The 22,379-nt window shown below is 50.1% G+C and carries 24 protein-coding genes and 1 pseudogene; 15 read left to right on the plus strand and 10 right to left on the minus strand.

Translation table 11 applies throughout. The features are described 5' to 3' along the window. Positions 1–73 precede the first annotated feature (73 nt). On the plus strand, positions 74–1,327 hold the full coding sequence (locus ICA20_RS14410) for a glycoside hydrolase family 18 protein (protein WP_038640069.1): 1,254 nt from the start codon (positions 74–76) through the stop codon (positions 1,325–1,327). Positions 1,328–1,421: 94 nt separating this feature from the next. Next, complete coding sequence (gene yajD, locus ICA20_RS14415) at positions 1,422–1,766, plus strand: HNH nuclease YajD (protein WP_038640066.1); 345 nt, start codon at positions 1,422–1,424, stop codon at positions 1,764–1,766. A gap of 43 nt (positions 1,767–1,809) precedes the next feature. Here yajD and ICA20_RS14420 read toward each other — a convergent pair whose 3' ends face one another. Then, complete coding sequence (locus ICA20_RS14420; RefSeq protein ID WP_003030693.1) at positions 1,810–2,085, minus strand: YeaC family protein; 276 nt, start codon at positions 2,083–2,085, stop codon at positions 1,810–1,812. Between the two features lie 42 nt (positions 2,086–2,127). Further along, on the minus strand, positions 2,128–2,541 hold the full coding sequence (gene msrB / locus ICA20_RS14425) for a peptide-methionine (R)-S-oxide reductase MsrB (RefSeq protein WP_006684886.1): 414 nt from the start codon (positions 2,539–2,541) through the stop codon (positions 2,128–2,130). Positions 2,542–2,882: 341 nt separating this feature from the next. Between msrB and gapA the strand changes: the two genes are divergently transcribed. Beyond that, complete coding sequence (gene gapA / locus ICA20_RS14430) at positions 2,883–3,878, plus strand: glyceraldehyde-3-phosphate dehydrogenase (protein WP_003030697.1); 996 nt, start codon at positions 2,883–2,885, stop codon at positions 3,876–3,878. 72 nt (positions 3,879–3,950) lie between these two features. Further along, on the plus strand, positions 3,951–4,835 hold the full coding sequence (locus ICA20_RS14435) for a D-hexose-6-phosphate mutarotase (RefSeq protein WP_038640060.1): 885 nt from the start codon (positions 3,951–3,953) through the stop codon (positions 4,833–4,835). A gap of 62 nt (positions 4,836–4,897) precedes the next feature. Here the strand turns inward: ICA20_RS14435 and ICA20_RS14440 are convergent, their stop codons facing one another. The 4 genes from ICA20_RS14440 to ICA20_RS14455 all read right to left on the minus strand — a co-directional run bounded on the left by ICA20_RS14440 (position 4,898) and on the right by ICA20_RS14455 (position 7,854). After that, positions 4,898–5,752, minus strand: coding sequence for an aldo/keto reductase (locus ICA20_RS14440; protein WP_038640057.1), 855 nt, complete (start codon positions 5,750–5,752; stop codon positions 4,898–4,900). Positions 5,753–5,932: 180 nt separating this feature from the next. Continuing rightward, positions 5,933–6,283: a hypothetical protein gene (locus ICA20_RS14445; protein ID WP_038640054.1), complete on the minus strand. Its 351-nt coding sequence runs from the start codon at positions 6,281–6,283 to the stop codon at positions 5,933–5,935. Between the two features lie 10 nt (positions 6,284–6,293). Next, complete coding sequence (locus ICA20_RS14450; protein WP_038640050.1) at positions 6,294–6,536, minus strand: hypothetical protein; 243 nt, start codon at positions 6,534–6,536, stop codon at positions 6,294–6,296. A gap of 571 nt (positions 6,537–7,107) precedes the next feature. Then, positions 7,108–7,854 (minus strand): MipA/OmpV family protein, encoded by a 747-nt coding sequence (locus ICA20_RS14455; protein ID WP_038640047.1) that lies wholly within the window; start codon positions 7,852–7,854, stop codon positions 7,108–7,110. A 433-nt stretch (positions 7,855–8,287) separates the two neighbouring features. Here ICA20_RS14455 and yeaG point away from each other — a divergent pair, with 433 nt between their 5' ends. The 5 genes from yeaG (at position 8,288) to ICA20_RS14480 (ending at position 14,484) form a co-directional block, all read left to right on the plus strand. Continuing rightward, positions 8,288–10,222: a protein kinase YeaG gene (gene yeaG, locus ICA20_RS14460; protein WP_038640044.1), complete on the plus strand. Its 1,935-nt coding sequence runs from the start codon at positions 8,288–8,290 to the stop codon at positions 10,220–10,222. A gap of 202 nt (positions 10,223–10,424) precedes the next feature. Then, complete coding sequence (locus tag ICA20_RS14465; RefSeq protein WP_038640041.1) at positions 10,425–11,708, plus strand: YeaH/YhbH family protein; 1,284 nt, start codon at positions 10,425–10,427, stop codon at positions 11,706–11,708. 154 nt (positions 11,709–11,862) lie between these two features. Further along, positions 11,863–13,353 carry a diguanylate cyclase DgcJ gene (gene dgcJ / locus ICA20_RS14470; protein WP_038640038.1) on the plus strand — a complete coding sequence of 497 codons (1,491 nt, stop codon included), beginning with the start codon at positions 11,863–11,865 and terminating at the stop codon, positions 13,351–13,353. Positions 13,354–13,397: 44 nt separating this feature from the next. After that, positions 13,398–13,901 (plus strand): YbaK/prolyl-tRNA synthetase associated domain-containing protein, encoded by a 504-nt coding sequence (locus ICA20_RS14475; RefSeq protein ID WP_038640035.1) that lies wholly within the window; start codon positions 13,398–13,400, stop codon positions 13,899–13,901. Positions 13,902–14,037: 136 nt separating this feature from the next. Next, positions 14,038–14,484, plus strand: coding sequence for a DUF441 domain-containing protein (locus ICA20_RS14480; protein WP_038640032.1), 447 nt, complete (start codon positions 14,038–14,040; stop codon positions 14,482–14,484). Here ICA20_RS14480 and ICA20_RS14485 read toward each other — a convergent pair. Next, positions 14,467–15,259: pseudogene (locus tag ICA20_RS14485) on the minus strand (helix-turn-helix transcriptional regulator); the annotation flags it as partial. The gene ICA20_RS14480 and the pseudogene ICA20_RS14485 overlap by 18 nt on opposite strands. Positions 15,260–15,358: 99 nt before the next feature. Here ICA20_RS14485 and ICA20_RS14490 point away from each other — a divergent pair. Beyond that, positions 15,359–16,546, plus strand: coding sequence for a CynX/NimT family MFS transporter (locus tag ICA20_RS14490; protein WP_038640026.1), 1,188 nt, complete (start codon positions 15,359–15,361; stop codon positions 16,544–16,546). 37 nt (positions 16,547–16,583) lie between these two features. Here ICA20_RS14490 and ICA20_RS14495 read toward each other — a convergent pair whose 3' ends face one another. After that, positions 16,584–17,291: a CTP synthase gene (locus ICA20_RS14495; RefSeq protein ID WP_038640024.1), complete on the minus strand. Its 708-nt coding sequence runs from the start codon at positions 17,289–17,291 to the stop codon at positions 16,584–16,586. A gap of 198 nt (positions 17,292–17,489) precedes the next feature. Here ICA20_RS14495 and ICA20_RS14500 point away from each other — a divergent pair, with 198 nt between their 5' ends. Then, positions 17,490–17,837 carry a DUF488 domain-containing protein gene (locus tag ICA20_RS14500; RefSeq protein WP_038640022.1) on the plus strand — a complete coding sequence of 116 codons (348 nt, stop codon included), beginning with the start codon at positions 17,490–17,492 and terminating at the stop codon, positions 17,835–17,837. Between the two features lie 7 nt (positions 17,838–17,844). Here the strand turns inward: ICA20_RS14500 and ICA20_RS14505 are convergent, their stop codons facing one another. Continuing rightward, entirely contained in the window at positions 17,845–18,096 is a 252-nt protein-coding gene (locus tag ICA20_RS14505) for a DUF333 domain-containing protein (protein WP_038640020.1), read from the minus strand. A 186-nt stretch (positions 18,097–18,282) separates the two neighbouring features. Here ICA20_RS14505 and ICA20_RS14510 point away from each other — a divergent pair, with 186 nt between their 5' ends. From ICA20_RS14510 to yoaJ, 3 genes are read left to right on the plus strand one after another with little or no spacing between them, the layout of a single operon-like run. Next, positions 18,283–19,308, plus strand: a complete 1,026-nt coding sequence (locus tag ICA20_RS14510) for a sensor domain-containing diguanylate cyclase (protein WP_038640019.1) — start codon at positions 18,283–18,285, stop codon at positions 19,306–19,308. A 47-nt stretch (positions 19,309–19,355) separates the two neighbouring features. Continuing rightward, the gene (locus ICA20_RS14515; RefSeq protein ID WP_038640017.1) at positions 19,356–19,454 is read left to right on the plus strand and encodes a YoaK family small membrane protein; all 99 of its coding nucleotides are present in this window, start codon (positions 19,356–19,358) and stop codon (positions 19,452–19,454) included. A 2-nt stretch (positions 19,455–19,456) separates the two neighbouring features. Further along, entirely contained in the window at positions 19,457–19,531 is a 75-nt protein-coding gene (gene yoaJ, locus ICA20_RS14520; protein WP_099530266.1) for a protein YoaJ, read from the plus strand. Between the two features lie 48 nt (positions 19,532–19,579). Here yoaJ and ICA20_RS14525 read toward each other — a convergent pair whose 3' ends face one another. Continuing rightward, a complete protein-coding gene (locus ICA20_RS14525) occupies positions 19,580–19,828 on the minus strand; it encodes a GlsB/YeaQ/YmgE family stress response membrane protein (RefSeq protein ID WP_005120370.1) in 249 nt (82 codons plus the stop codon). Positions 19,829–20,189: 361 nt separating this feature from the next. On the opposite strand from ICA20_RS14525, the gene fdhF reads away from it, so the two are divergent. Continuing rightward, on the plus strand, positions 20,190–22,337 hold the full coding sequence (gene fdhF, locus ICA20_RS14530; RefSeq protein WP_038640011.1) for a formate dehydrogenase subunit alpha: 2,148 nt from the start codon (positions 20,190–20,192) through the stop codon (positions 22,335–22,337). Positions 22,338–22,379: the final 42 nt, after the last annotated feature.

A 22,379-nucleotide genomic window follows, 5' to 3' on the forward strand; every position in this document is an offset into this window, starting at 1 on the left:
CTGTAAGAGCTGTTTTTTTCGCCACGCCTTTCCGTGGCGTGTTTACTTGTTTAAATGTCAAAGAGGAACACCGATGAAACTATTGCCTTTGTTGGCAGCATTCCCCCTGCTCTGCGCCAGCGTTGTTTCCGCCAATTCACTGATGTCAGTTGGCTACTTTAATGGCGGTGGCGATGTCACTGCCGGTCCAGGCGGCGATATCAATAAACTGGATGTGCGCCAGATAACCCACCTCAACTATTCGTTTGGTCTTGTCTACAACAACGAGAAAGACGAAACCAATGACGCCCTAAAAGACGCCAGCAAGCTGCATCAGATTTGGCTTTCAGAGAAAGTGCAGGCTGATTTGCAGAAAATCCCGGAGCTGCGTAAGCAGAATCCGAATCTGAAAATTCTGCTTTCTGTCGGGGGTTGGGGTGCGCGTGGATTCTCAGGCGCGGCAGCAACGAAAGAAACACGAGCGGTATTCATTCAGTCTGCGCAGGAAATCATTGAGAAATACGGTCTGGATGGCATCGACCTCGACTGGGAATATCCGGTCAATGGCGCATGGGGACTGGTCGAAAGCCAACCAACCGATCGCGCTAACTTTACCGCGCTGTTAAAAGAGCTGCGGGCAGCATTAGGGCATAAAAAGCTACTGACCATTGCCGTGGGCGCGAATGCGGAAAGTCCGAAAAGCTGGGTGGATGTAAAAGCCATTGCGCCATCACTCGACTACATCAATTTGATGACCTATGACATGGCCTACGGCACTCAATATTTCAACTCCAACCTGTATGATTCGACGAAATGGCCGACCGTCGCCGCCGCAGATAAGTACAGTGCGGATTTTGTGGTCAATAACTATCTCGCCGCCGGGTTAAAGCCGAGCCAGATGAATCTGGGTATTGGTTTTTATGGACGCGTACCAAAACGCGCCGTTGAACCGGGAATTGATTGGAGCAAACCTGACGCGCAGAAGAATCCTGCCACCCAACCCTATTTCGAAGCAGCACAAATTGCGTTGTTCAAATCATTGGGCGTCGATCTGAGCAAAGATACCTATGTGAAGTACAACGATATCGTGGCGAAGCTGATCAACGATCCGCAGAAGCGCTTTAGCCAGCATTGGGATGATGAGGCGAAAGTACCGTGGCTGTCGGTACAGTCAGCAGACGGGAAAGCGCTCTTTGCCCTCTCCTATGAAAACCCGCGCTCGGTGGCGATTAAAGCCGACTACATCAAGAGTAAGGGGCTGGGAGGCGCCATGTTCTGGGAATACGGTGCGGATGACAACAATCAACTGGCTAAACAGTTAGCCGATTCATTGGGCATCAAACACTGATCCCAACGCCTGACACAATAGGTTATGATTACCGAATTACGCTGCGCCAATCTTTGGCGCAGCTATTCATTTTCTATTGGAGGCATGAGCTTTTATGGCTTTTATCCCTAAAAATTACGCTCGTCTGGAAGTTGGTTACCGGGAAAAAGCGCTTAAGCTCTTCCCCTGGGTCTGCGGACGCTGTTCCCGCGAGTTTGTCTATTCAAATTTGCGCGAGTTGACGGTACACCATATCGATCACGATCACTCCAATAACCCGGAAGATGGTAGCAACTGGGAAATGTTGTGCCTGTATTGTCACGATCATGAGCATTCTAAATATACGGAAGCGGACCAGTATGGTTCAACGGTGATTGCCGGAGAAGATGCGCAGAAGGCTGTTGGCGAAGCGAAATATAATCCGTTTGCCGATCTGAAGGCGATGATGAACAAAAAATAACAGCGACTGCGGGCCCGACATCATAACTGCCGGGCCAGGATTATCAGGATTTGAAGGTTGCTATAGGCTCAGGCGTAATACCAAATTCAACCTTTAGCTGCTGCTTGCTCTTCATCACCATCTCACCATTGGTATCAATCGTCATATGTTGCGCATCAATGTTGTTGCGCGCCTGCCATAACATCACCAGTTGTAAGCTGTTCTCTTTTTGTTCTGCCGTTAGCGCCACGCCATCCGGCCATTTTCCGAGTTCAACGGCGGTAGATAAGCGCTGATAAACTTCCGGCGTCATGCTGTTGATCATCTCATCAAGATTCATGTTAAATCCTCTCTCCGTAGAATAATTTGCTGAATCGTTTCTTCAGCCTTTAATTTGTTCACCGTTTTCGCCATCGGTAAAGTTCAAAGAGGCTGAGTTGACACAGTAGCGCTCACCGGTAGGTTTTGGGCCATCCGGGAAGACGTGTCCCAGGTGCGCATCACAGTTCCCACAGCGGATTTCAATGCGCTGCATACCATGCGAGGTATCTTTTATGTAACGGATAGCCTCTTCGCTGACCGGCTCGTAAAAACTGGGCCAGCCGCAGCCAGAGTCATATTTTGTCTCGGAACGAAATAGCGGTTTATCGCAGATCAAACAGTGGTAGATGCCGTCACGCTTGTTATGCAGCAAACGCCCGGTAAATGGCGGTTCTGTCCCGTGATTCTGCGTCACGTAGAACTGCATTTCTGTTAAATTTTTTTTCAGTTCTTCTGGAGAAGGTTGATTAGCCATTTGCTCACATCTCGCTTTATCTAAACTCACATCGCGAGACAGATTCTAACAAAACATTAACACCGGAGTGCGAACTTTTGTTCTAAACTTGATCCTTGCGAAATGGCAGCCTGCAATTCGTGATCAGAATCACGTTTTTATCTTGATTGCCCTTTAAAATTCGGGCCGCCGACCCCATGTGGTTTCAAGCCCAAAGGAAGAGTGAGGCGAGTCAGTTGCGCAAAGCTTAGGCAGCAGATTGATTTGTCGCAATGATTGACACGATTCCGCTTGACGCTGCGTAAGGTTTTTGTAATTTTACAGGCAACCTTTTATTCACTAACAAATAGCTGGTGGAATATATGACTATCAAAGTAGGTATCAACGGTTTTGGCCGTATCGGTCGCATTGTTTTCCGTGCTGCTCAAGAACGCTCTGACATCGAGATCGTTGCAATCAACGACCTGTTAGACGCTGACTACATGGCTTACATGCTGAAATATGACTCCACTCACGGCCGTTTCAACGGTACCGTTGAAGTGAAAGACGGTCATCTGATCGTAAACGGTAAAAAAATCCGTGTTACCGCTGAACGTGATCCGGCTAACCTGAAATGGGACGAAGTTGGTGTTGACGTAGTAGCTGAAGCTACTGGCCTGTTCCTGACAGATGAAACCGCTCGTAAGCACATCACTGCTGGCGCGAAAAAAGTGGTTCTGACTGGTCCGTCCAAAGATAACACTCCGATGTTTGTTAAAGGCGCTAACTTTGACAAATACGAAGGTCAGGACATCGTTTCTAACGCTTCCTGCACCACTAACTGCCTGGCTCCGCTGGCTAAAGTTATCAACGACAACTTCGGCATCATCGAAGGTCTGATGACTACTGTTCACGCGACCACCGCTACTCAGAAAACCGTTGACGGCCCGTCTCACAAAGACTGGCGCGGCGGCCGCGGCGCATCCCAGAACATCATCCCGTCCTCTACCGGCGCTGCTAAAGCTGTAGGTAAAGTACTGCCAGAACTGAACGGCAAACTGACTGGTATGGCGTTCCGCGTTCCTACCCCGAACGTATCCGTTGTTGACCTGACCGTTCGTCTGGAAAAAGCTGCTTCTTACGAAGAAATTAAGAAAGCAATCAAAGCTGCTTCCGAAGGCCCGATGAAAGGCGTTCTGGGTTACACCGAAGACGACGTAGTATCTACCGATTTCAACGGTGAAGTTTGCACTTCCGTGTTCGATGCTAAAGCAGGTATCGCACTGAACGACAACTTCGTGAAACTGGTATCCTGGTACGACAACGAAACCGGCTACTCCAACAAAGTTCTGGATCTGATTGCTCACATCTCCAAATAAGTTGAGATGAAACAGTAATCTGTAAGAGCGACTACGGTCGCTCTTTTTTTTGCCTGAAGAAAGGATTGCGTAATGATTAATAAAATTTTTGCACTTCCGGTAGTCGAACAAATTGCCCCGGTACTCTCCCGCCGTCAGCTTGATGAGCTTGAGGTCATTGTTGTCGATCACCCGCAGGTTAAAGCCTCTTTTGCGCTGCAGGGCGCACATCTTCTTTCCTGGAAACCAAACGGTGAAGAAGAAGTCCTGTGGTTAAGTAACAATACGCCGTTTAAAACCGGTGTTGCGCTGCGTGGCGGCGTACCGATTTGCTGGCCGTGGTTTGGCCCTGCCGCTCAGCCAGGCCTGCCGTCTCATGGTTTTGCACGTAACCTGCCCTGGACGCTGAAGGCGCATAACGAAGACGAGAAAGGTGTCGTACTGACGTTCGAACTGCAAAGCAGCGCTGAAACGCGTCAGCTTTGGCCGCACGAGTTCTGCCTGCTGGCCCGTTTCAAAGTGGGCGCCACCTGCGAGATGGAGCTGGAAGCGCACGGTGAGTTTGAAACCACCTCCGCGCTGCATACCTATTTCAATGTGGGTGATATTGCGGCGGTAAAAGTCAGCGGTCTTGGCGATCGTCTGATCGATAAAGTGAATAATGCCAAAGAAGACGTACTGGCTGATGGTATCCAGACCTTCCCGGACCGTACCGATCGTGTCTATCTGAATCCGGAAGCGTGCAGCGTCATTCATGATGATGCGCTGAATCGCAATATTGATGTAATCCACCACCACCATCTGAATGTCGTGGGCTGGAACCCAGGCCCGGCGCTGTCTGTCAGCATGGGCGACATGCCGGATGACGGTTACAAAACATTTGTTTGCGTAGAAACGGCTTACGCCACGGCACCGCAGAAAACCACCGAAGAAAAACCGTCTCGTCTGGCACAAACGATTCGTGTTGCTAAGCGCTAAGATCGTGTCAGTTGCCTGATAGTGTTTGCGCCATCAGGCAACTCAGCGCGCCATGCGGCAAATCAGACCATATCCAGCGCCGTTTTACCTTTTGGCGCCGGATATGCCTTATCTAACTGCGTCAGCTCATCGGCAGAGAGCGTTATCTCCAGTGCTGCGGCATTCTGTTCGACATGCGCCACATTCGCGGCTTTCGGAATGGCTATCACCCCCGAAAGACGAATAACCCATGCCAGTAAAATCTGCGCAGCGCTGGCATTGTGGGCGCGCGCAATGTCATTGACCACTGGGTTAGAAAGCAAGTCCCCCCGTAGCCGCCCTTCCTGAGCCAGCGGACTGTAGGCCATAACCGGCATCTGCTGTTGCTGGCACCATGGCAGTAAATCATATTCAATGCCGCGTGATGCTAAATGATAGAGCACCTGATTAGTTGCACAGTGTCGTCCACCTGCAACCTGCCATAATGCCTGCATATCATCGTAATCAAGATTAGAGACGCCCCAGCGGCGGATTTTGCCCTGCGCAATAAGCGTTTCCATAGCGTCAACGGTCTCAGCAAATGAAAAGTCTCCCGTCCAGTGCAACAAATAGAGATCCAGATAATCGGTTTTCAAACGACGCAGGCTGGCTTCGCAGGCGGCAATCGCTTTCTTGCCCGCGGCATTCCATGGGTAAACCTTCGAAACTAAAAAAGCGCTATCACGCCGACCTGACAGCGCCTCGCCAACCACCTCTTCCGCTGCACCATCTGCGTACATTTCGGCTGTATCAATCAATCGCAGGCCAAGATCCAGCCCAGCCCGTAACGCGGCGACTTCATCCCGACGTCGGGCTGAATCCTCACCCATGTACCATGTTCCCTGCCCAATCGCAGGAAGCGATACCTGCTCCGTAAACATCACCTGTTTCGCTGTCATCGCACCCTCCTGTGTTAATGCACCACAGTAAAGCAAAACAACAGACATGTGTCCTGTTATGGTGCACAAATTGCACCATCATAGTTTGGCGTGTGGGCCGTTAATACGATTAAAGTCAAAGGCCCGGGATCTGATGCAGATCCCGGGCCTAAATAATGCAAAATTTTCACTACTCAGCGCTTATTTCAACCGACCTAAATATTTGCCCTCTTTCATGGCGTTAATTTTTCCGTTTTTATAGACAATGACGGAAATCAAACCCGCACTGTAAGTTTGTGCATCGGCATTATTTTCATCATTTGCCGCAGGGTTGCCATTAATATATGCAATACCATCAGCGCCACGTTTAAAGTCCACGCCCAGCTTATTCACATGCACGGATGTGGTTTTGCTGGCGTGCACCGGGGCATTAGCGTCACTGACCTGAGTTTTGTGTTCATGCTGTAATTGCTGACGATATGCTTCGCTGATAGCATAAGCAGGCGCAGCAGATGGAGCCACCAGCGCAGCGATAATAATCAATTTCTTCATGAGTTAAACCTTAGTATTTATCGTGTTTGTGGTGATGGTCGGGATGGGTGCCATCGGAGCTATACAGATTTTGCGCGTTTTCCAGGGCCTGTTTTTCAGCCGCGGCATTGATTGTCGCCTGACGGTTTTGTTCGGCGATGTAGCAGGCATCGCGGCTGATCCCTTTGTTTTCGCATGCACTCATGCGTGAAGCCTCGCTGGTGCATCCAGCCAGGACCCCGCCCATCACAGCTATCATGATTAACTTTTTCATTATTTATACCAGGTTTTTACTCAAGATATCCCCGTGGCATATTTAAGGCCTTACCACGAGAGTTGCTATCACTACTTTTAAAGTTTAATGAATATCGGCAATAGGATATTTAATGTCAATTTTAATTTTTTCAGACAAATACCTAAAGGATGTAAAATAAAAACAAATGATTAATTTTTTATTTTTTCACCTGAAAGTTAACATTCGAAATAAGCCAAAATATTTATCAGTTATCTTTATGCCACTTGAGAATAAATACCCCGCGCATCGCGACACAATAAACCACAGTATTATCAATAAATTATGAACCCAGAAAGCGACAGCCCACAACAATAAATCATTAAGGCATGACGATATTACCTCATGAAAAAAAACAATAGCTATCAGGCTATCAAATGAGAGGTTTATTTTTAGTAACGGCAAAAGAAATACCTGGTTAAATAATCGTTGCGGCCAGGCGAAACATAAAACCACTATAAAAATGCAGTCTCATGTTTTAGATCAATATTCATCCCCACGAAGCATAAAAAAGCCCGCATCTCTGCAGGCTTGTATTTGACACGCAATAGCATCAGAACTTGTAGGTCACACCCACCGAGAAGATGCCAGACCAGGATTTATCGACCATCGGGCTATCCTTCACTTCATCACTCAAACGCACATAACGGCCAGTGCCGTATACGTTCCAGTTGCCAAGGAAGTTATAGCTTGCAGTCAACTCCAGGTATGGATCCCATCCATCGTCAGCGCTGTAGCTTTTCAGACCACTGCGGCGAGACTCGTGATTGGACACGCCATAATAATAGTCGTTGTAGTTTTCGCTGCTGTACTGCACACCGATACCCGGCGTCAAAGTCAGCGCACCGTTAGTGTAACGGTAGAGCCAGGCCAGATCCCAGATAAAGCCGTTGCTATTATCCAGGGTATCACCCGCCAGAGCGGTACGCAGGAAACCATACTGGGTGTTATGTACATACGAGAGGCCAGCCATCAGGCTGCTTTTACGCTTGTCGAGTTGGCGCAAAGCATGGCTGTCGCTGTCACCCGGCTTGAAATGCGTCGGATCATAGTACGCCATGATGGAGAGCTTATCTGCCGTATCATTCCACAGATAGTAGCCGCCACCCAGACCGTGGAACCAGACGTTATCGCCTTCATAGGTGACAACCGGAACGGGATAAACATCGCGGTCATACTGTTTGTACGGGCTGTTAATCACGCCGACACCTGCACCAACAGTCCACTGACTTTCCGCGTGTGCGGTGCTAACTGCGGTTGCGGCAAGCACGCCAAGTGCCAGAAGTTTGAGTTTGGTCACAATCCATAATTCCTTATTCAAATGTGTAGCGGTCAAAGTGTAACCGCCAATACGCTTCAGCCCAACTATTTTACGTATTAGTCCAGGAATGTAACCCCCTAATTTCTCAGCGAGTGATGACATTTTGCTTGCAGGATGGTGAACACCACATGAATCCCGCCCCATTTCTTTACATAAGATGTGCTTTTTTTGCTGATGAGTTATTGATATGCCATTGAAATTCATTTGCGCACCCAGGCAAGTTTTGCAAATGCCATCTACGCTTAATTTTAGAAGGTGTATCACCGAATACGTTGATCTCCTGACCATCAAAATGGCATGAGAGTTGCTTATTTCTTCAGCAGCGACGTCGTTCAGTTTACCTCTTCAGGGGCCTCTACTATTCATATGAACGGCTCTTAACATGTGCTAAAAAACGAAAGGACGGCATACCATGAATATATTCGATCACTATCGCCAGCGTTACGAAGCTGCCAAGGACGAAGAGTTCACGCTGCAGGAGTTTCTTACCACTTGTCGGCAAGATCGCAGTGCTTATGCCAACGCGGCAGAGCGGCTATTAATGGCTATTGGTGAGCCTGTCATGGTTGACACTGCCCACGAACCTCGTCTTTCTCGACTCTTTTCGAATCGGGTAATTGCACGCTATCCCGCTTTCGAAGAGTTTTACGGCATGGAAGACGCCATTGAGCAGATTGTTTCTTATTTGAAACATGCGGCTCAGGGGTTAGAAGAGAAGAAACAGATTCTGTATCTGTTGGGGCCTGTGGGAGGGGGGAAATCATCTCTCGCTGAGCGACTCAAGTCGCTGATGCAGAGAGTTCCGATTTATGTCCTGAGCGCCAATGGCGAACGTAGCCCGGTTAACGATCATCCGTTGTGCCTGTTTAATCCACAGGAAGATGCGCAGATCCTGGAAAAAGAGTATGGGATCCCGCGTCGCTACCTCGGGACGATCATGTCGCCATGGGCGGCGAAACGCCTGCACGAATTTGGCGGGGATATTACAAAATTCCGCGTCGTCAAAGTCTGGCCGTCTATTCTGGAGCAGATCGCTATCGCCAAAACAGAACCTGGCGATGAAAACAACCAGGATATCTCTGCGCTGGTCGGGAAAGTGGATATTCGTAAACTCGAACACCACGCCCAGAACGATCCTGATGCCTACGGTTACTCAGGGGCGTTGTGCCGCGCTAACCAGGGGATTATGGAGTTCGTAGAGATGTTTAAAGCACCGATTAAAGTGCTGCATCCTCTGCTGACCGCCACCCAGGAAGGAAACTACAACGGGACGGAAGGTATCTCTGCCCTGCCGTTTAACGGAATTATTCTTGCCCACTCGAACGAGTCCGAATGGGTGACGTTCCGCAACAACAAAAACAATGAGGCGTTCCTTGACCGTGTTTACATTGTCAAAGTGCCTTATTGCTTGCGGATCTCCGAAGAGATCAAAATTTACGAGAAATTGCTTAATCACAGTGAGCTGACCCATGCGCCTTGCGCGCCAGGCACGCTGGAAACGCTCTCCCGTTTCACCATTCTTTCTCGTCTGAAAGAACCTGAGAATTCGAGCATTTACTCGAAGATGCGCGTTTACGATGGCGAAAGTCTGAAAGATACCGATCCAAAAGCGAAATCCTATCAAGAGTATCGGGATTACGCCGGGGTCGATGAGGGAATGAACGGTCTGTCCACGCGTTTCGCGTTTAAGATCCTCTCTCGCGTCTTTAACTTTGATCATGCCGAAGTCGCAGCGAACCCGGTGCATCTGTTCTACGTCCTGGAACAGCAAATCGAGCGTGAACAGTTCCCTCAGGAGCAGGCCGAACGTTATCTTGAGTTCCTGAAAGGCTACCTGATCCCTAAATATGCTGAATTTATTGGCAAAGAGATTCAGACAGCTTATCTCGAATCCTATTCCGAATACGGACAGAACATTTTCGACCGTTACGTCACCTATGCGGATTTCTGGATTCAGGATCAGGAGTACCGCGACCCGGATACCGGTCAACTGTTCGATCGCGAGTCGCTGAACGCAGAGCTGGAAAAAATTGAGAAGCCGGCGGGTATCAGTAACCCGAAAGACTTCCGTAACGAGATCGTCAACTTTGTTCTGCGCGCCAGAGCGAATAACAGCGGTCGCAATCCAAACTGGACCAGTTACGAAAAACTGCGCACGGTGATTGAGAAGAAAATGTTCTCCAATACCGAGGAGTTGCTGCCGGTTATTTCGTTCAACGCCAAAACCTCGACTGACGAGCAGAAAAAGCACGACGATTTTGTCGACCGTATGATGGAAAAAGGCTACACGCGTAAACAGGTGCGTTTACTGTGCGAATGGTATTTGCGCGTACGTAAATCGTCTTAAGAGCATAAATGGCCCGGAAAATTTATCCGTTTACCGGGCCAAAATTTCTTCTGTACGCGAAATCATTCAAGAGGTATCAAGGCGGCAAATGAGTGAATTCCCAGGAGCGTACATAAGTACGTGACTGGGTGAGCGAATGCAGCCAACGCGGAGACAACTTGAAGGATGAAGCGTAAGTTGGCAAATGCAGTACGGGGGGCTTATGACCTGGTTTATTGACCGGCGTCTTAACGGCAAAAACAAGAGCACGGTAAACCGCCAGCGCTTCTTACGCCGTTATAAATCGCAAATTAAACAGTCGATCTCCGAGGCCATTAACAAGCGTTCGGTGACTGATGTGGATAGCGGCGAATCTGTCTCTATTCCGACTGATGATATTAGCGAACCGATGTTCCATCAGGGGCGCGGTGGCTTGCGCCATCGTGTGCATCCGGGTAATGACCATTTTGTGCAGAATGACCGTATTGAACGTCCACAGGGCGGAGGCGGCGGTTCGGGAAGCGGACAAGGCCAGGCGAGTCAGGATGGCGAGGGTCAGGATGAATTCGTCTTCCAGATTTCTAAAGATGAATATCTCGATCTGCTTTTCGAAGATTTAGCACTGCCAAACCTTAAACAGAATCAGCAGCGTCAGCTAACGGAGTACAAAACGCACCGGGCTGGTTTTACCTCTAACGGTGTGCCGGCCAACATCAGCGTGGTGCGCTCCCTGCAAAATTCACTGGCGCGTCGCACGGCAATGACGGCAGGTAAGCGTCGCGAACTGCATGCGCTCGAAGCAGATCTTGAGACCATCGCGAAAAGTGAACCGGCTCAGTTGCTGGAAGAAGAACGGTTACGCAAAGAAATTGCCGAACTACGGGCAAAAATCGAACGCGTGCCGTTTATCGACACCTTTGACTTACGCTACAAGAATTATGAAAAACGGCCCGATCCTTCCAGCCAGGCGGTGATGTTCTGTCTGATGGACGTCTCCGGTTCGATGGATCAGTCGACCAAAGATATGGCAAAGCGTTTTTATATTCTGCTGTACCTGTTCTTAAGCCGCACCTATAAGAACGTGGAAGTGGTTTATATTCGCCACCACACCCAGGCGAAAGAGGTAGATGAGCATGAGTTCTTCTACTCTCAGGAAACCGGGGGAACTATTGTCTCCAGCGCGCTGAAGTTAATGGATGAAGTGGTGAAAGACCGCTACGACCCTGCTCAGTGGAATATCTATGCCGCGCAGGCGTCGGATGGTGATAACTGGGCGGATGATTCACCGTTGTGTCATGAGATTCTGGCGAAAAAACTGTTGCCGGTAGTGCGATATTACAGCTATATCGAAATTACCCGCCGCGCGCACCAGACCTTATGGCGTGAATATGAACATCTGCAATCAACCTTTGAAAATTTTGCGATGCAGCATATCCGCGATCAGGATGATATTTATCCGGTATTCCGCGAACTGTTTCATAAGCAAAGTACCACCAGCAATAATTAAGTAACCACTTTCGGCCGAGGCTCAGGCTTCGGCTGATTACATTACCCTGTATCATGATCGTGACATTTTGCAATGGTTTATCCCGCCGCTTCGTTAGAGCGAATGTGGAGCATGTGGTAAAATCGCATCTCTAACCTATGGGCTGTAATTCATTATGAAGTTGCATCATAAAGCGCTCAGGCTCTTTATCTCAGTCAGCGTTGTTGTTTTGACATCTTCTTTTTTAGTTTATGAACTCATTGCCAGCGATAAGGCAATGAATGCCTATATGCGCTATATCAATGAGAAAGCCGACTCCTCCTTTCTCTATGATAAGTACACCAATCAGAGTATTGCAGCCCATCTGATGCGCACATTTTCATCCCCTAAGGAACCCGCATCTGTCGAACAACAAAAAGCGTTCTGCGATGCTTTCGATAGCGTTAACGGTACACATGGGCTCAATCTCACAGCGCATAATTATCTGCCATTACACGGTACGTTGCAGACCACATCTACGAAATGTAGCGGGCAACTTGAAGACGTATTCCTGTTACCCTCTTTTGACCGGGCGGTGAACGTCAATCGCCTGCAAAAGGATTATGGGCAGGGATTAGGGACGCTGGAGTATAAATTTCGCTACTACGTCGATCTGAAAAATAACTACGTCTATTTCTATGACCTGATCGACTCACGGAAATTTGCAATACACAACTGGACATTTTTGCAAAAAGGCTCGCTGGGAATCGATCAGAATGATATTGACGGTATTTTCACTGGTCGTACGGTGATCTCCAGTATTTATGAGGATAACCTGACCGAGAAAAAGGTGATGAGCTTTTTAACGCCGGTCTACTATGCCGGTAAGCTAAAAGGCGTGGTGATGGTGGATATTAACAAAGAAAATTTAAAAAATATCTTTTATACCAGCGATCGCCCTCTCGTCTGGCGTTTTCTTAACGTGACGCTCTCGGATATCAGCTCAGGAAAAGAGATTATTGTTCACCAAAGTGAGACCCATTTATTCCGCTACGTTCACTACGAGAAGGACATCCCTGGCGGCATACGCGTCACGTTATCTCTTGATTTTATGTACTTTATTGTCTCATCATGGAAAATATTCGCCTTTTATCTTCTGGCAACGATATTGCTGCTGAATATGGTCAGAACTCATTTTCGGTTGTATCACAACGTCACGCGGGAAAATATCAGCGATGCGATGACTGGACTCTATAACCGTAAAATTTTGACGCCGATGCTCGAACAGCGTTTGCAGCAGTTGGTGAACACGGGAACCCTCGTGACCTTTATCGCCATTGATTGCGATAAGCTTAAAGTGATTAATGACACATTGGGGCATAAGGAAGGCGATCGCATTATCACCCTTCTGGCTAAAGCCATTCAAACCTCGATTCGCAAAAGCGACTATGCCATCCGACTCGGCGGGGATGAATTTTGCATTATCCTCATCAATCATCCCAGTGAATTAACGCACCGCGTGCTGGAACGGATTCGCTACAACTTACAAATTATTGCGCAAGATATATCAATCAGCTTCTCTGCCGGGATTTATAATATGCAGCCAAACGACACCATTGATGATGCTTACAAAGCATCGGATGCCCAACTCTATCTGAACAAACAGAAAAAACGCACCGATGCGTAATCATTTTTCAGCCAGGATTTTCATTGTTGTACCAGGAGCAAGTCATGACGGAAGTGAACAAAGGTAACGCAACGCATCAGCGTTTAATTTCGTTATTATCAGAACAAGGCGCGACGTATCGCGTGGTTAGCCATGAAGCCGTCGGCAAATGTGAAGCGGTCTCTGAAATTCGCGGTACTGCACTGGGCCAGGGCGCAAAAGCGCTGGTCTGTAAAGTAAAGGGTAACGGCGTTAATCAGCATGTTCTGGCGATTCTCTCTGCCGACCAGCAGGCCGACCTGAGCCTGTTGGCCGGCCATATCGGCGGGTTGAGAGCGTCGCTCGCCAGCCCGGCGGAAGTCGATGAACTGACGGGTTGCGTATTTGGCGCCATCCCACCATTTAGTTTCCATCCGAATCTCAAACTGGTCGCCGATCCGCTGTTGTTTGAACGTTTTACTGAAATTGCGTTCAATGCCGGAATGCTGGAAAAATCCGTGATCATGGATACTGCTGATTACCTGCGAATTGCACAACCGGAATTAATTTCGTTCCGCCGCGTTCAATAACAGCCGAGTTAGCAGCAAATAACGCCGCATCGTGCATTAGCTCAAAAAAATCATAATTATTAAATAAAGCCTGTTCCGTCACGCGTTTACGCGTACAGTAAGCAGGCTTATTTTTTCTTTTGGCAAGGAAACTACGATGTTTGATGTCACTCTGCTGATCCTCCTCGGACTGGCAGCTCTGGGCTTTGTCAGCCACAACACCACTGTCGCTGTTTCAATTCTGGTGCTGATCATCGTCCGTGTAACCCCTCTGAATACGTTCTTTCCGTGGATTGAAAAACAGGGACTGACCATCGGGATTATTATTCTGACTATCGGCGTAATGGCACCGATCGCCAGCGGAACGCTACCGCCCTCCACGCTCATTCACTCCTTTGTAAACTGGAAATCACTGATCGCGATTGCCGTCGGCGTGGTTGTCTCCTGGCTTGGCGGGCGCGGCGTCACGTTGATGGGCAGCCAGCCCCAGCTTGTGGCCGGTTTACTGGTCGGTACGGTGCTGGGCGTGGCGCTGTTTCGCGGCGTACCGGTGGGGCCGCTTATTGCGGCAGGTCTGGTCTCGTTGATTGTTGGGAAGCAGTAGCAAGTCAGCTCAGATAACGGCCTGGGGTCTGCCCCAGGCCTTTTTTGAACATCGTGATAAATGCGGTGGTTGAATCATAACCGAGCATTTGCGCGACCTGCTGAACATTATGACCATCGATCAGCGCCTGCAGCGCCAGAATCAACTGCAGCTGATGACGCCAGCGGCGAAAGCTCAATCCCGTTTCCTTGACGACCAGCCGGGCAAGGTTGCGCTCACTCATCGCAAATACGTCGGCCCACTGCCCCAGCGTCTGCCATTGGGCAGGCTCTCGCGCCATTGTCGCGACCATTCTGCGGATTTTCGGATGATCGGAAACCGGTAACTGCAGTTGCTCCTGCGGTTGCTGCGGGAGTTCATCAAACAACACCTGCGTCAGTCGCTGAGTTGACGGTTCCAGTCGTTGGTCGTCCGTTTTCGACGCCAGCGAGAGAATGAGCTCCCGGCACAAGGGAGATATCTTTAGCGTACAACAACGCTCAGGCATCACGACGGCATGAGGTTCAATAAACAAGAAACACAATTGTGCGCCTACGGTTACATGGTTACTGTGCGGAATTTCACCAGGAATCCACACCGCATATTGGGGAGGCACCATCCACATGGCATTTTCGACCTCGCAGGTAATCGCGCCATGCAAAGCCAGAATCAACTGCCCCTTACGATGCTGATGCAGCGGACTAAAGAGTTCATCTTCCCGGGCCTGAATGCAGAACGCCACTGCGGCATCATGGTGAAGGTCAGGTTCATACCCATCCAATCTTAGTCCCAACATAAGAATGTCCGATTTTAGCGATAAACTGTCATTTTAGCTTGATTCACTCATGGCGTAAAAACGCTAAGGTATCGCCTCGCCTGACAAGATGAGAAAAAAATGATAAATACGCCTTCCTCCCGCGGTAAAAACGCTGCTTTGCTGATCGCGGGTATCCTGATGATTGCCACCACGCTGCGCGTTACCTTTACCGGCGCCGCCCCGCTGTTAGATGCAATTCGTGCCGACTACGATCTGAGTACCGCCCAAACGGGACTGTTGACCACCCTTCCGCTGCTGGCCTTCGCGCTGGTATCCCCTCTGGCCGCAGCCGTTGCGCGCCGCTGGGGCATCGAACGCAGCCTGTTTGCCGCTATGCTGCTGATTTGCGCAGGTATTACGATACGCTCGCTGCCCTCACCGGGATTGCTGTTTAGCGGCACCGCCATCATCGGGTGCGGAATCGCCCTGGGAAATGTCCTGTTGCCTGGGCTAATTAAGCGTGATTATGCCCAGCATGTGGCAAAACTTACTGGCGCTTACTCGCTGACCATGGGCGCAGCGGCGGCGCTGGGTTCAGCCATGGTTGTTCCGCTGGCGTTAAATGGATTTGGCTGGCGCGGCGCACTGATGGTACTGATGGTTTTTCCGCTGCTGGCGCTGGTTATCTGGTTACCCCAGTGTCGTCAGACGGGCAATGCCAGCTTGAGTAACTCACGCGCATTACATTCCCGTGCTATCTGGCGCTCCAGCCTCGCCTGGCAGGTGACCCTGTTTCTGGGAATCAACTCGCTTATCTATTACGTGATCATCGGCTGGTTACCCGCCATTTTAATCAGCCACGGCTACAGCGAGGCGCAGGCCGGTTCGTTGCACGGTTTGCTGCAACTGGCGACCGCCGCGCCAGGGTTATTGATTCCCCTCGTCCTGAACAGATTTAAGGATCAGCGTGCCATCGCCGCCCTGGTTTCAGTAATGTGCGCCATTGGCGCGGCGGGATTCGCCATAATGCCCGACCAGGCTTTACTGTGGACCATTCTGTTTGGCTTTGGCTCAGGTGCGACCATGATCCTCGGCTTGACCTTCATTGGCCTGCGCGCAAGTTCCGCACATCAGGCCGCGGCGTTGTCCGGAATGGCGCAGTCTGTCGGCTATTTACTGGCCGCCTGCGGGCCGCCCTTGATGGGTAAAATTCACGACCTCAACGGTAGCTGGCTGATTCCATTAGCGGGTGTCGCCGCGTTAGCGATGCTGATGGCCGTGTTTGGTCTGTGCGCTGGGCGCGATCGGGAGATCGCGAACGCATAATGTAGCGGGCAGGTTAGCTAACCTCCTGCCCGGCATTTTATCCCCGCGCGGCGCGGAGCATCGCCTGGACTAACGGCACGGGTTTTCCCGCCAGCGCGCCACGTTCATGCTGAAAGAGTGTGCCAACAAAGAAAGGATGCGTTACCAGTTCAATGGCGCGAATATCCCCGGCGTCATCCCAACCGGTCACCCGGAGATCGCCGCTCTCAAGCACGGTGGCAAAAGCGTCCGACACACCATAGTTGCAGTGATACCCCTCCGTGATAGCATCGCGTCCATAGGCTTTCGCAATCAGCGTATTGGCCCGGAGCTCAATATCATCCTTTTTTTCAACCAACGAGCAGGTCAACGGCGCGATCACCATTCGCCCAGCGGTATCCGTTTCAGCATGCGCGGCATCACTCCAGCCCAGCACGTTTCGGGCATACTCCAGTATGGCGTGTTGGAAACCACCACAGGTGCCTAAAAATGGAATGCTGTTCTCGCGTGCGTAGCGTATCGCAATCAGCGCCCCTTCCGGGTGTCGATAGGGGATGCCTGGCACGACCCAGATGGCATCATAGCCAATCAGGTCTTCACGGCTATTGATATCGGAAGTGGTTAGCCAGTCATAATCAGCCACCAACTCCAGCACGGCAGCAGCATCATCAATGGCAAGGGGAATCGCCTGGTGCGCCACAATATCGGGGTTGTAATCGCCCACCAGCGCAATGCGAAGCGTATCTTTTATCGGGGAAATGTCCATTAAGGTTTCCTTATGTCCAGACAATAAGGGACAACATAAGGAGCCTCAGCCTACCGACTTTTCATCGGTATCACAATCCCTTAAATTGGGAGTCCAGGCTGGCAAAATGCTATAATGGTCACGTTTTAGGATCTTATTTAACCGTCATAAAAATGATGCTAAATACCAACGCGGCGGCTTAATGGAGCGGATGAAAAGATGAATATTCAGTGTAAACGCGTGTATGACCCGGCAGAAACAAGCGATGGTTATCGCGTTCTGGTCGATCGGTTATGGCCACGGGGGATAAAAAAGACCGACCTTGCTTTCAATGAATGGAATAAAGCGCTGACGCCGTCATCAGATTTACGTAAAGCATTCCACGCAGAGCTGATTGATTTTTCTCACTTCTCCCAGCAGTACCGTAGCGAACTGGCCCAACAGCAGCAGGAAGGGAAGCGCCTCGCAGAGATTGCCCGGCAGCAAACCTTAACGCTACTGTATGCGGCGAAGAATACTCAGCAAAACCACGCGCTGGTGCTGGCTGAATGGCTACGTCAATGCTAACAGCGGATCACTTCCCCGCTGCCGGATGATCTCTACGCCAGAGTTCCCATTCATCTATTACTTCCCCTCCGGGGAGTTTGCAGTCAGACCTTACCCCTTGCGGAGTCTGCACCGTAATCAGCGAGCCGCCCTTTTGTTCGCAATACACCGATGCCGGATTCGCCATGCCAATTTTCGGTGGCATTGGCACTTCCGGTTGTGGGGCACTACACCCTGCCAGCACCAGCATGCCGGGCAAAATAACAGACGCCAGTTTCATATCAACTCCTGCTAAGAACGTTATCCGGCAAGATTACCCCGACTCCTCATATATCTCCATGTTTTACCACCGGGCTTCAATTTTATGTTTACATTTTAACCGGGAGCACGTGTTTCATCTTTCACCTTGATGTTCTATCATGCGGGCAACGCCAGCCTTGTCATTACTCAGGAGTATTTACACCTCATGTCGGACATGATCCTCGCCAGAGTCTCACAATCCTTAGCCACGGAGCAGTCTGTTGAGAGTCTGGTTCGGCAACTTCTGGAGATGCTGGAGGTGGTGACAGAGATGGAATCAACCTATTTAACCAAGGTCGATTTAGATGCTCGCCTGCAGCATATTTTGTACGCGCGCAATAGCAAACAAATGCAGATCCCGGAAGGGCTGTCCGTCCCGTGGGATGAGACGCTATGCAAACGCGCCATCGAAGATAACTGTCTGTATAGCGACAACGTGCCCGCACGCTGGCCGGAATGCAGCGCAGCCCGCGCGCTGGAAATCACTACGTTTCTCAGCACGCCTGTTCATCTTCCGGACGGAACGTTTTACGGTACGCTCTGTGCCACCAGTCGCCGCCAGCAGGCATTGAGCGAGCGAGGTGAACAGGTGCTGAATCTGTTTGCCGGCCTGATCGCCCAGTCTATTCAAAAAGAGTCGCTGGTCGCTCAGTTACGCGAAGCCAACGCCGCGCTGATTGCGTATTCCTACACCGATGCGCTGACCGGGTTACCGAACCGGCGCTCGATTTTTGAAAATGTTGAAACCCTATTTTCGCTTGCCCGACATCTCCGGCAGAAGGTCGTCGTTGCCTATATTGATTTGGATGATTTCAAACTGATTAATGACCGCTTTGGTCATGAAGTTGGCGACCAGTTCCTGATCCAGATCGGACAGCGCCTGCTCCACGAATGCAGCGACAATGATATCCTTGGTCGACTGGGCGGTGACGAATTTTTAGTCGTTAGCCTGTCGCCGGAAGATGAAAGCGATCGGTGCGAGCGCCTGCAAAAGGTGAAAAATCAGCTGCAACAGCGCATTTGCGGCGACTATCACTTGGGCAGCGTCCATCTGTTTTATCCTGGCGCCAGCCTGGGCGTGGTGGAAATTGATCCGCATGAGACCGATGTAAACTGTGCGCTCCACATGGCAGACAGCGCAATGTACAAAGATAAAAAGCGACAGGATAAAACCACTTTTGTCGTACATTAAGCCCTGCTATGCTGGCTCGTCTTTAAATAACTCTGGCAGATAATCCTATGCGACTCGGTATTATTTTCCCCGTCATTATTTTCATTTCCGCTGTCGTTTTCTTATCCTGGTTTTTTGTTGGCGGCTACGCTGCGCCGGGTGCATAACGATGAAAAAAACAACGCTCATTATGATTGGCGTGGCTATCATCGTGGTTCTGGGAACGGAACTGGGCTGGTGGTAACTAATAAAAAGGCCACATATCAGTGGCCTTTCATCTCTGTATATTGAATTAGCTTTTGATCTTTCTGTAGATAAACAGCACCACGATCGCGCCGATAACCGCTACGACGAAACTGCCGAAGTTGAAACCATCAACTTTGCCAAAGCCAAAGAAGGTACTGATCCAGCCGCCAACCACCGCACCAACAACCCCCAGGATAATGGTCATAAAGAATCCGCCGCCATCTTTACCCGGCATAATCCATTTTGCCAAAATTCCCGCGATAAGACCGAAAATCACCCATGAAATAATGCCCATTATTTTCCTCACTTATGTTTTTAAGTTAACGATTGACTCGTTGTATAAAAGCATAGCATAGCGCTGAAAAATTATAATTTGTGATCGGCATCACCTGTAATTTTCATCTTTTTCTGATGTTTCATAGAGTTAAACCAACGACAAAACGGTGATATTTATGACGCTTCTCGTCAATAGTGACGAATCGACAGTCATTCCTCTCTGCTCTCTGGGCAGCCCCCCTGCCAATGCTGGGTTTTCATTTTTGGCATGCTTTATGCTTTAACAACCCGTCACTACGACACATCGTAGCCCGTGATATCTATTCACGTGGCTTCGTCTACAATTCGCGCTATTTCAGCATTTAACAGGTCTGTTATTGATGAAAAAAATCACCAGTGTATGCCCATACTGTGGGGCCGGGTGCAAGCTCAAGCTTGTTGTTGAAAATAACAAAATCATCCGCGCCGAAGCCGCTGAGGGTGTAACGAACCAAAATCAGCTATGCCTGAAAGGCTATTATGGTTGGGACTTTCTGAACGACACCCGCCTTCTGACTCCCCGTCTGACTCGCCCGATGATCCGTTATGAAAAAGGTGGAAAATTCACTCCCGTTAGCTGGGATGAGGCCATTCGTTACACCGCTAAACGCTTATCTGAAATCAAAAATACCTATGGTCCTCGCGCCATCATGACGACAGGTTCCTCCCGGGGAACAGGCAATGAGACCAACTACGTGATGCAAAAATTCGCCCGTGGGGTGCTCAACACCAACAATGTCGACTGCTGTGCCCGTGTCTGTCACGGGCCTTCCGTTGCGGGTCTCCAGGAAACGCTGGGCAATGGCGCAATGAGCAACTCCATCAGCGACATTGAAAACTCAAAATGCCTGCTCATCTTTGGTTATAACTGCGCGGACTCACACCCCATAGTGGCCCGTCGGGTGATTAAAGCTCGTCAGAACGGCGCGAAAATCATTGTTTGCGACCCTCGCCGTATTGAAACCGCCCGTATCGCCGATCAGCATTTGCAGTTAAAAAATGGCTGCAACATGGCGCTGGTCAACGCTTTTGGCCATGTGCTTATTGAAGAGCAGCTTTACGATCGCGAGTACGTGCATAAACATGCCGAAGGTCTGGAAACATACTGGGAAACCGTTAAGGACTATGCCCCTGAAGCCGTAGAACATTTAACCGGCGTCCCTGCACAACAGGTTCGTCAGGCGATGCGTACATTTGCCGCGGCGCCATCGGCAACCGTGATGTGGGGGATGGGCGTCACGCAGTTTGGCCAGGCCGTTGATGTGGTGCGTGGACTGTCGAGCCTGGCCTTACTGACCGGGAATCTGGGACGTCCAAACGTCGGCGTTGGCCCGGTACGCGGGCAAAATAACGTGCAGGGCGCATGTGATATGGGCGTACTGCCTAACCAGTTTCCGGGGTATCAGGACGTGACCGATTTTGCCGTCAGGGAGAAATTCGCCACCGCCTGGGGGATTGACGTTAATCAGATGGATGACAAGGTCGGAACGCGCATCACCGAAGTTCCGCATCTGGCGATTGAGGGCAAAATAAAAGCCTACTACATCATGGGTGAGGATCCGCTGCAAACCGAGGCTGATTTGGGGCTGGTCCGGGAAGGATTTAACGCGCTCGATTTTATCGTCGTGCAGGATATCTTCATGACCAAAACGGCAGAGATGGCCGACGTCCTGTTGCCTGCAACATCATGGGGCGAACACGGTGGTGTCTTTACCTGCGCCGATCGTGGCTTCCAGCGTTTTGAGAAAGCGATTGAACCCCACGGGGATGTTAAACGTGACTGGGAAATTATCAGTCTGTTGGCCAGCGAAATGGGCTATCCAATGCAGTATCAAAATAATCAGCAAATCTGGGATGAGATGCGCGAACTGTGCCCGCTATTCTATGGCGTGACCTATGAGAAAATGGGTGAGATGGGCCATGTTCAGTGGCCTTGTCCGGATCTCGATCACCCGGGCACACCGTATCTTTACGCACACAGCCAGTTTGATACCGCGAATGGCAAAGGCAAACTGTTTGCCGCTCCGTGGCGCGCTCCTGCTGAAGTCCCTGATGAGAACTATCCGCTGGTGTTGTGTACTGTGCGCGAGGTCGGACACTACTCCTGCCGCTCCATGACCGGCAACTGCGCGGCATTACAGGCGCTGGCTGATGAGCCAGGGTATGTTCAAATCAACACCGATGATGCAGAAAAACTAGGTATCCGTCATCGTGACCTGGTGTGGGTAAGCTCGCGCCGAGGCAAGGTCATCAGCCGTGCGGATGTATCTGAGCGTATTAATGCCGGCACAGTGTATATGACCTATCAATGGTGGATTGGCGCGTGTAATGAACTAACGCAGGATAACCTTGATCCGATCTCGAAAACGCCGGAAACCAAATATTGTGCTGTCAAAATTGAGCACATTACCGATCAGGGATGGGCGGAGAAGTATGCCGCACAAACGTACAGCGAAATGAAATCACGCTTGTGTGAGGCCATTGCGTAAATTATCGCCCTGACCGCCTGAGTCTGGCCTTCCAGACTCAGG

The organism is Citrobacter sp. C5_2, from assembly GCF_014596845.2.
Taxonomy (GTDB): Bacteria; Pseudomonadota; Gammaproteobacteria; order Enterobacterales; family Enterobacteriaceae; genus Citrobacter; species Citrobacter werkmanii.

Coding starts and splice junctions, on each gene's coding strand:
- ICA20_RS14480 (WP_038640032.1), top strand. CDS start 14,038: ATGTTTGATGTCACTCTGCTGATCCTCCTCGGACTGGCAGCTCTGGGC.
- yajD (WP_038640066.1), top strand. CDS start 1,422: ATGGCTTTTATCCCTAAAAATTACGCTCGTCTGGAAGTTGGTTACCGG.
- ICA20_RS14435 (WP_038640060.1), top strand. CDS start 3,951: ATGATTAATAAAATTTTTGCACTTCCGGTAGTCGAACAAATTGCCCCG.
- ICA20_RS14525 (WP_005120370.1), bottom strand. CDS start 19,828: ATGGGCATTATTTCATGGGTGATTTTCGGTCTTATCGCGGGAATTTTG.
- ICA20_RS14445 (WP_038640054.1), bottom strand. CDS start 6,283: ATGAAGAAATTGATTATTATCGCTGCGCTGGTGGCTCCATCTGCTGCG.
- ICA20_RS14420 (WP_003030693.1), bottom strand. CDS start 2,085: ATGAATCTTGATGAGATGATCAACAGCATGACGCCGGAAGTTTATCAG.
- yeaG (WP_038640044.1), top strand. CDS start 8,288: ATGAATATATTCGATCACTATCGCCAGCGTTACGAAGCTGCCAAGGAC.
- ICA20_RS14505 (WP_038640020.1), bottom strand. CDS start 18,096: ATGAAACTGGCGTCTGTTATTTTGCCCGGCATGCTGGTGCTGGCAGGG.
- gapA (WP_003030697.1), top strand. CDS start 2,883: ATGACTATCAAAGTAGGTATCAACGGTTTTGGCCGTATCGGTCGCATT.
- ICA20_RS14490 (WP_038640026.1), top strand. CDS start 15,359: ATGATAAATACGCCTTCCTCCCGCGGTAAAAACGCTGCTTTGCTGATC.
- ICA20_RS14510 (WP_038640019.1), top strand. CDS start 18,283: ATGTCGGACATGATCCTCGCCAGAGTCTCACAATCCTTAGCCACGGAG.
- msrB (WP_006684886.1), bottom strand. CDS start 2,541: ATGGCTAATCAACCTTCTCCAGAAGAACTGAAAAAAAATTTAACAGAA.
- ICA20_RS14500 (WP_038640022.1), top strand. CDS start 17,490: ATGAATATTCAGTGTAAACGCGTGTATGACCCGGCAGAAACAAGCGAT.
- dgcJ (WP_038640038.1), top strand. CDS start 11,863: ATGAAGTTGCATCATAAAGCGCTCAGGCTCTTTATCTCAGTCAGCGTT.
- ICA20_RS14450 (WP_038640050.1), bottom strand. CDS start 6,536: ATGAAAAAGTTAATCATGATAGCTGTGATGGGCGGGGTCCTGGCTGGA.
- fdhF (WP_038640011.1), top strand. CDS start 20,190: ATGAAAAAAATCACCAGTGTATGCCCATACTGTGGGGCCGGGTGCAAG.
- ICA20_RS14410 (WP_038640069.1), top strand. CDS start 74: ATGAAACTATTGCCTTTGTTGGCAGCATTCCCCCTGCTCTGCGCCAGC.
- ICA20_RS14465 (WP_038640041.1), top strand. CDS start 10,425: ATGACCTGGTTTATTGACCGGCGTCTTAACGGCAAAAACAAGAGCACG.
- ICA20_RS14515 (WP_038640017.1), top strand. CDS start 19,356: ATGCGACTCGGTATTATTTTCCCCGTCATTATTTTCATTTCCGCTGTC.
- ICA20_RS14495 (WP_038640024.1), bottom strand. CDS start 17,291: ATGGACATTTCCCCGATAAAAGATACGCTTCGCATTGCGCTGGTGGGC.
- ICA20_RS14475 (WP_038640035.1), top strand. CDS start 13,398: ATGACGGAAGTGAACAAAGGTAACGCAACGCATCAGCGTTTAATTTCG.
- ICA20_RS14440 (WP_038640057.1), bottom strand. CDS start 5,752: ATGACAGCGAAACAGGTGATGTTTACGGAGCAGGTATCGCTTCCTGCG.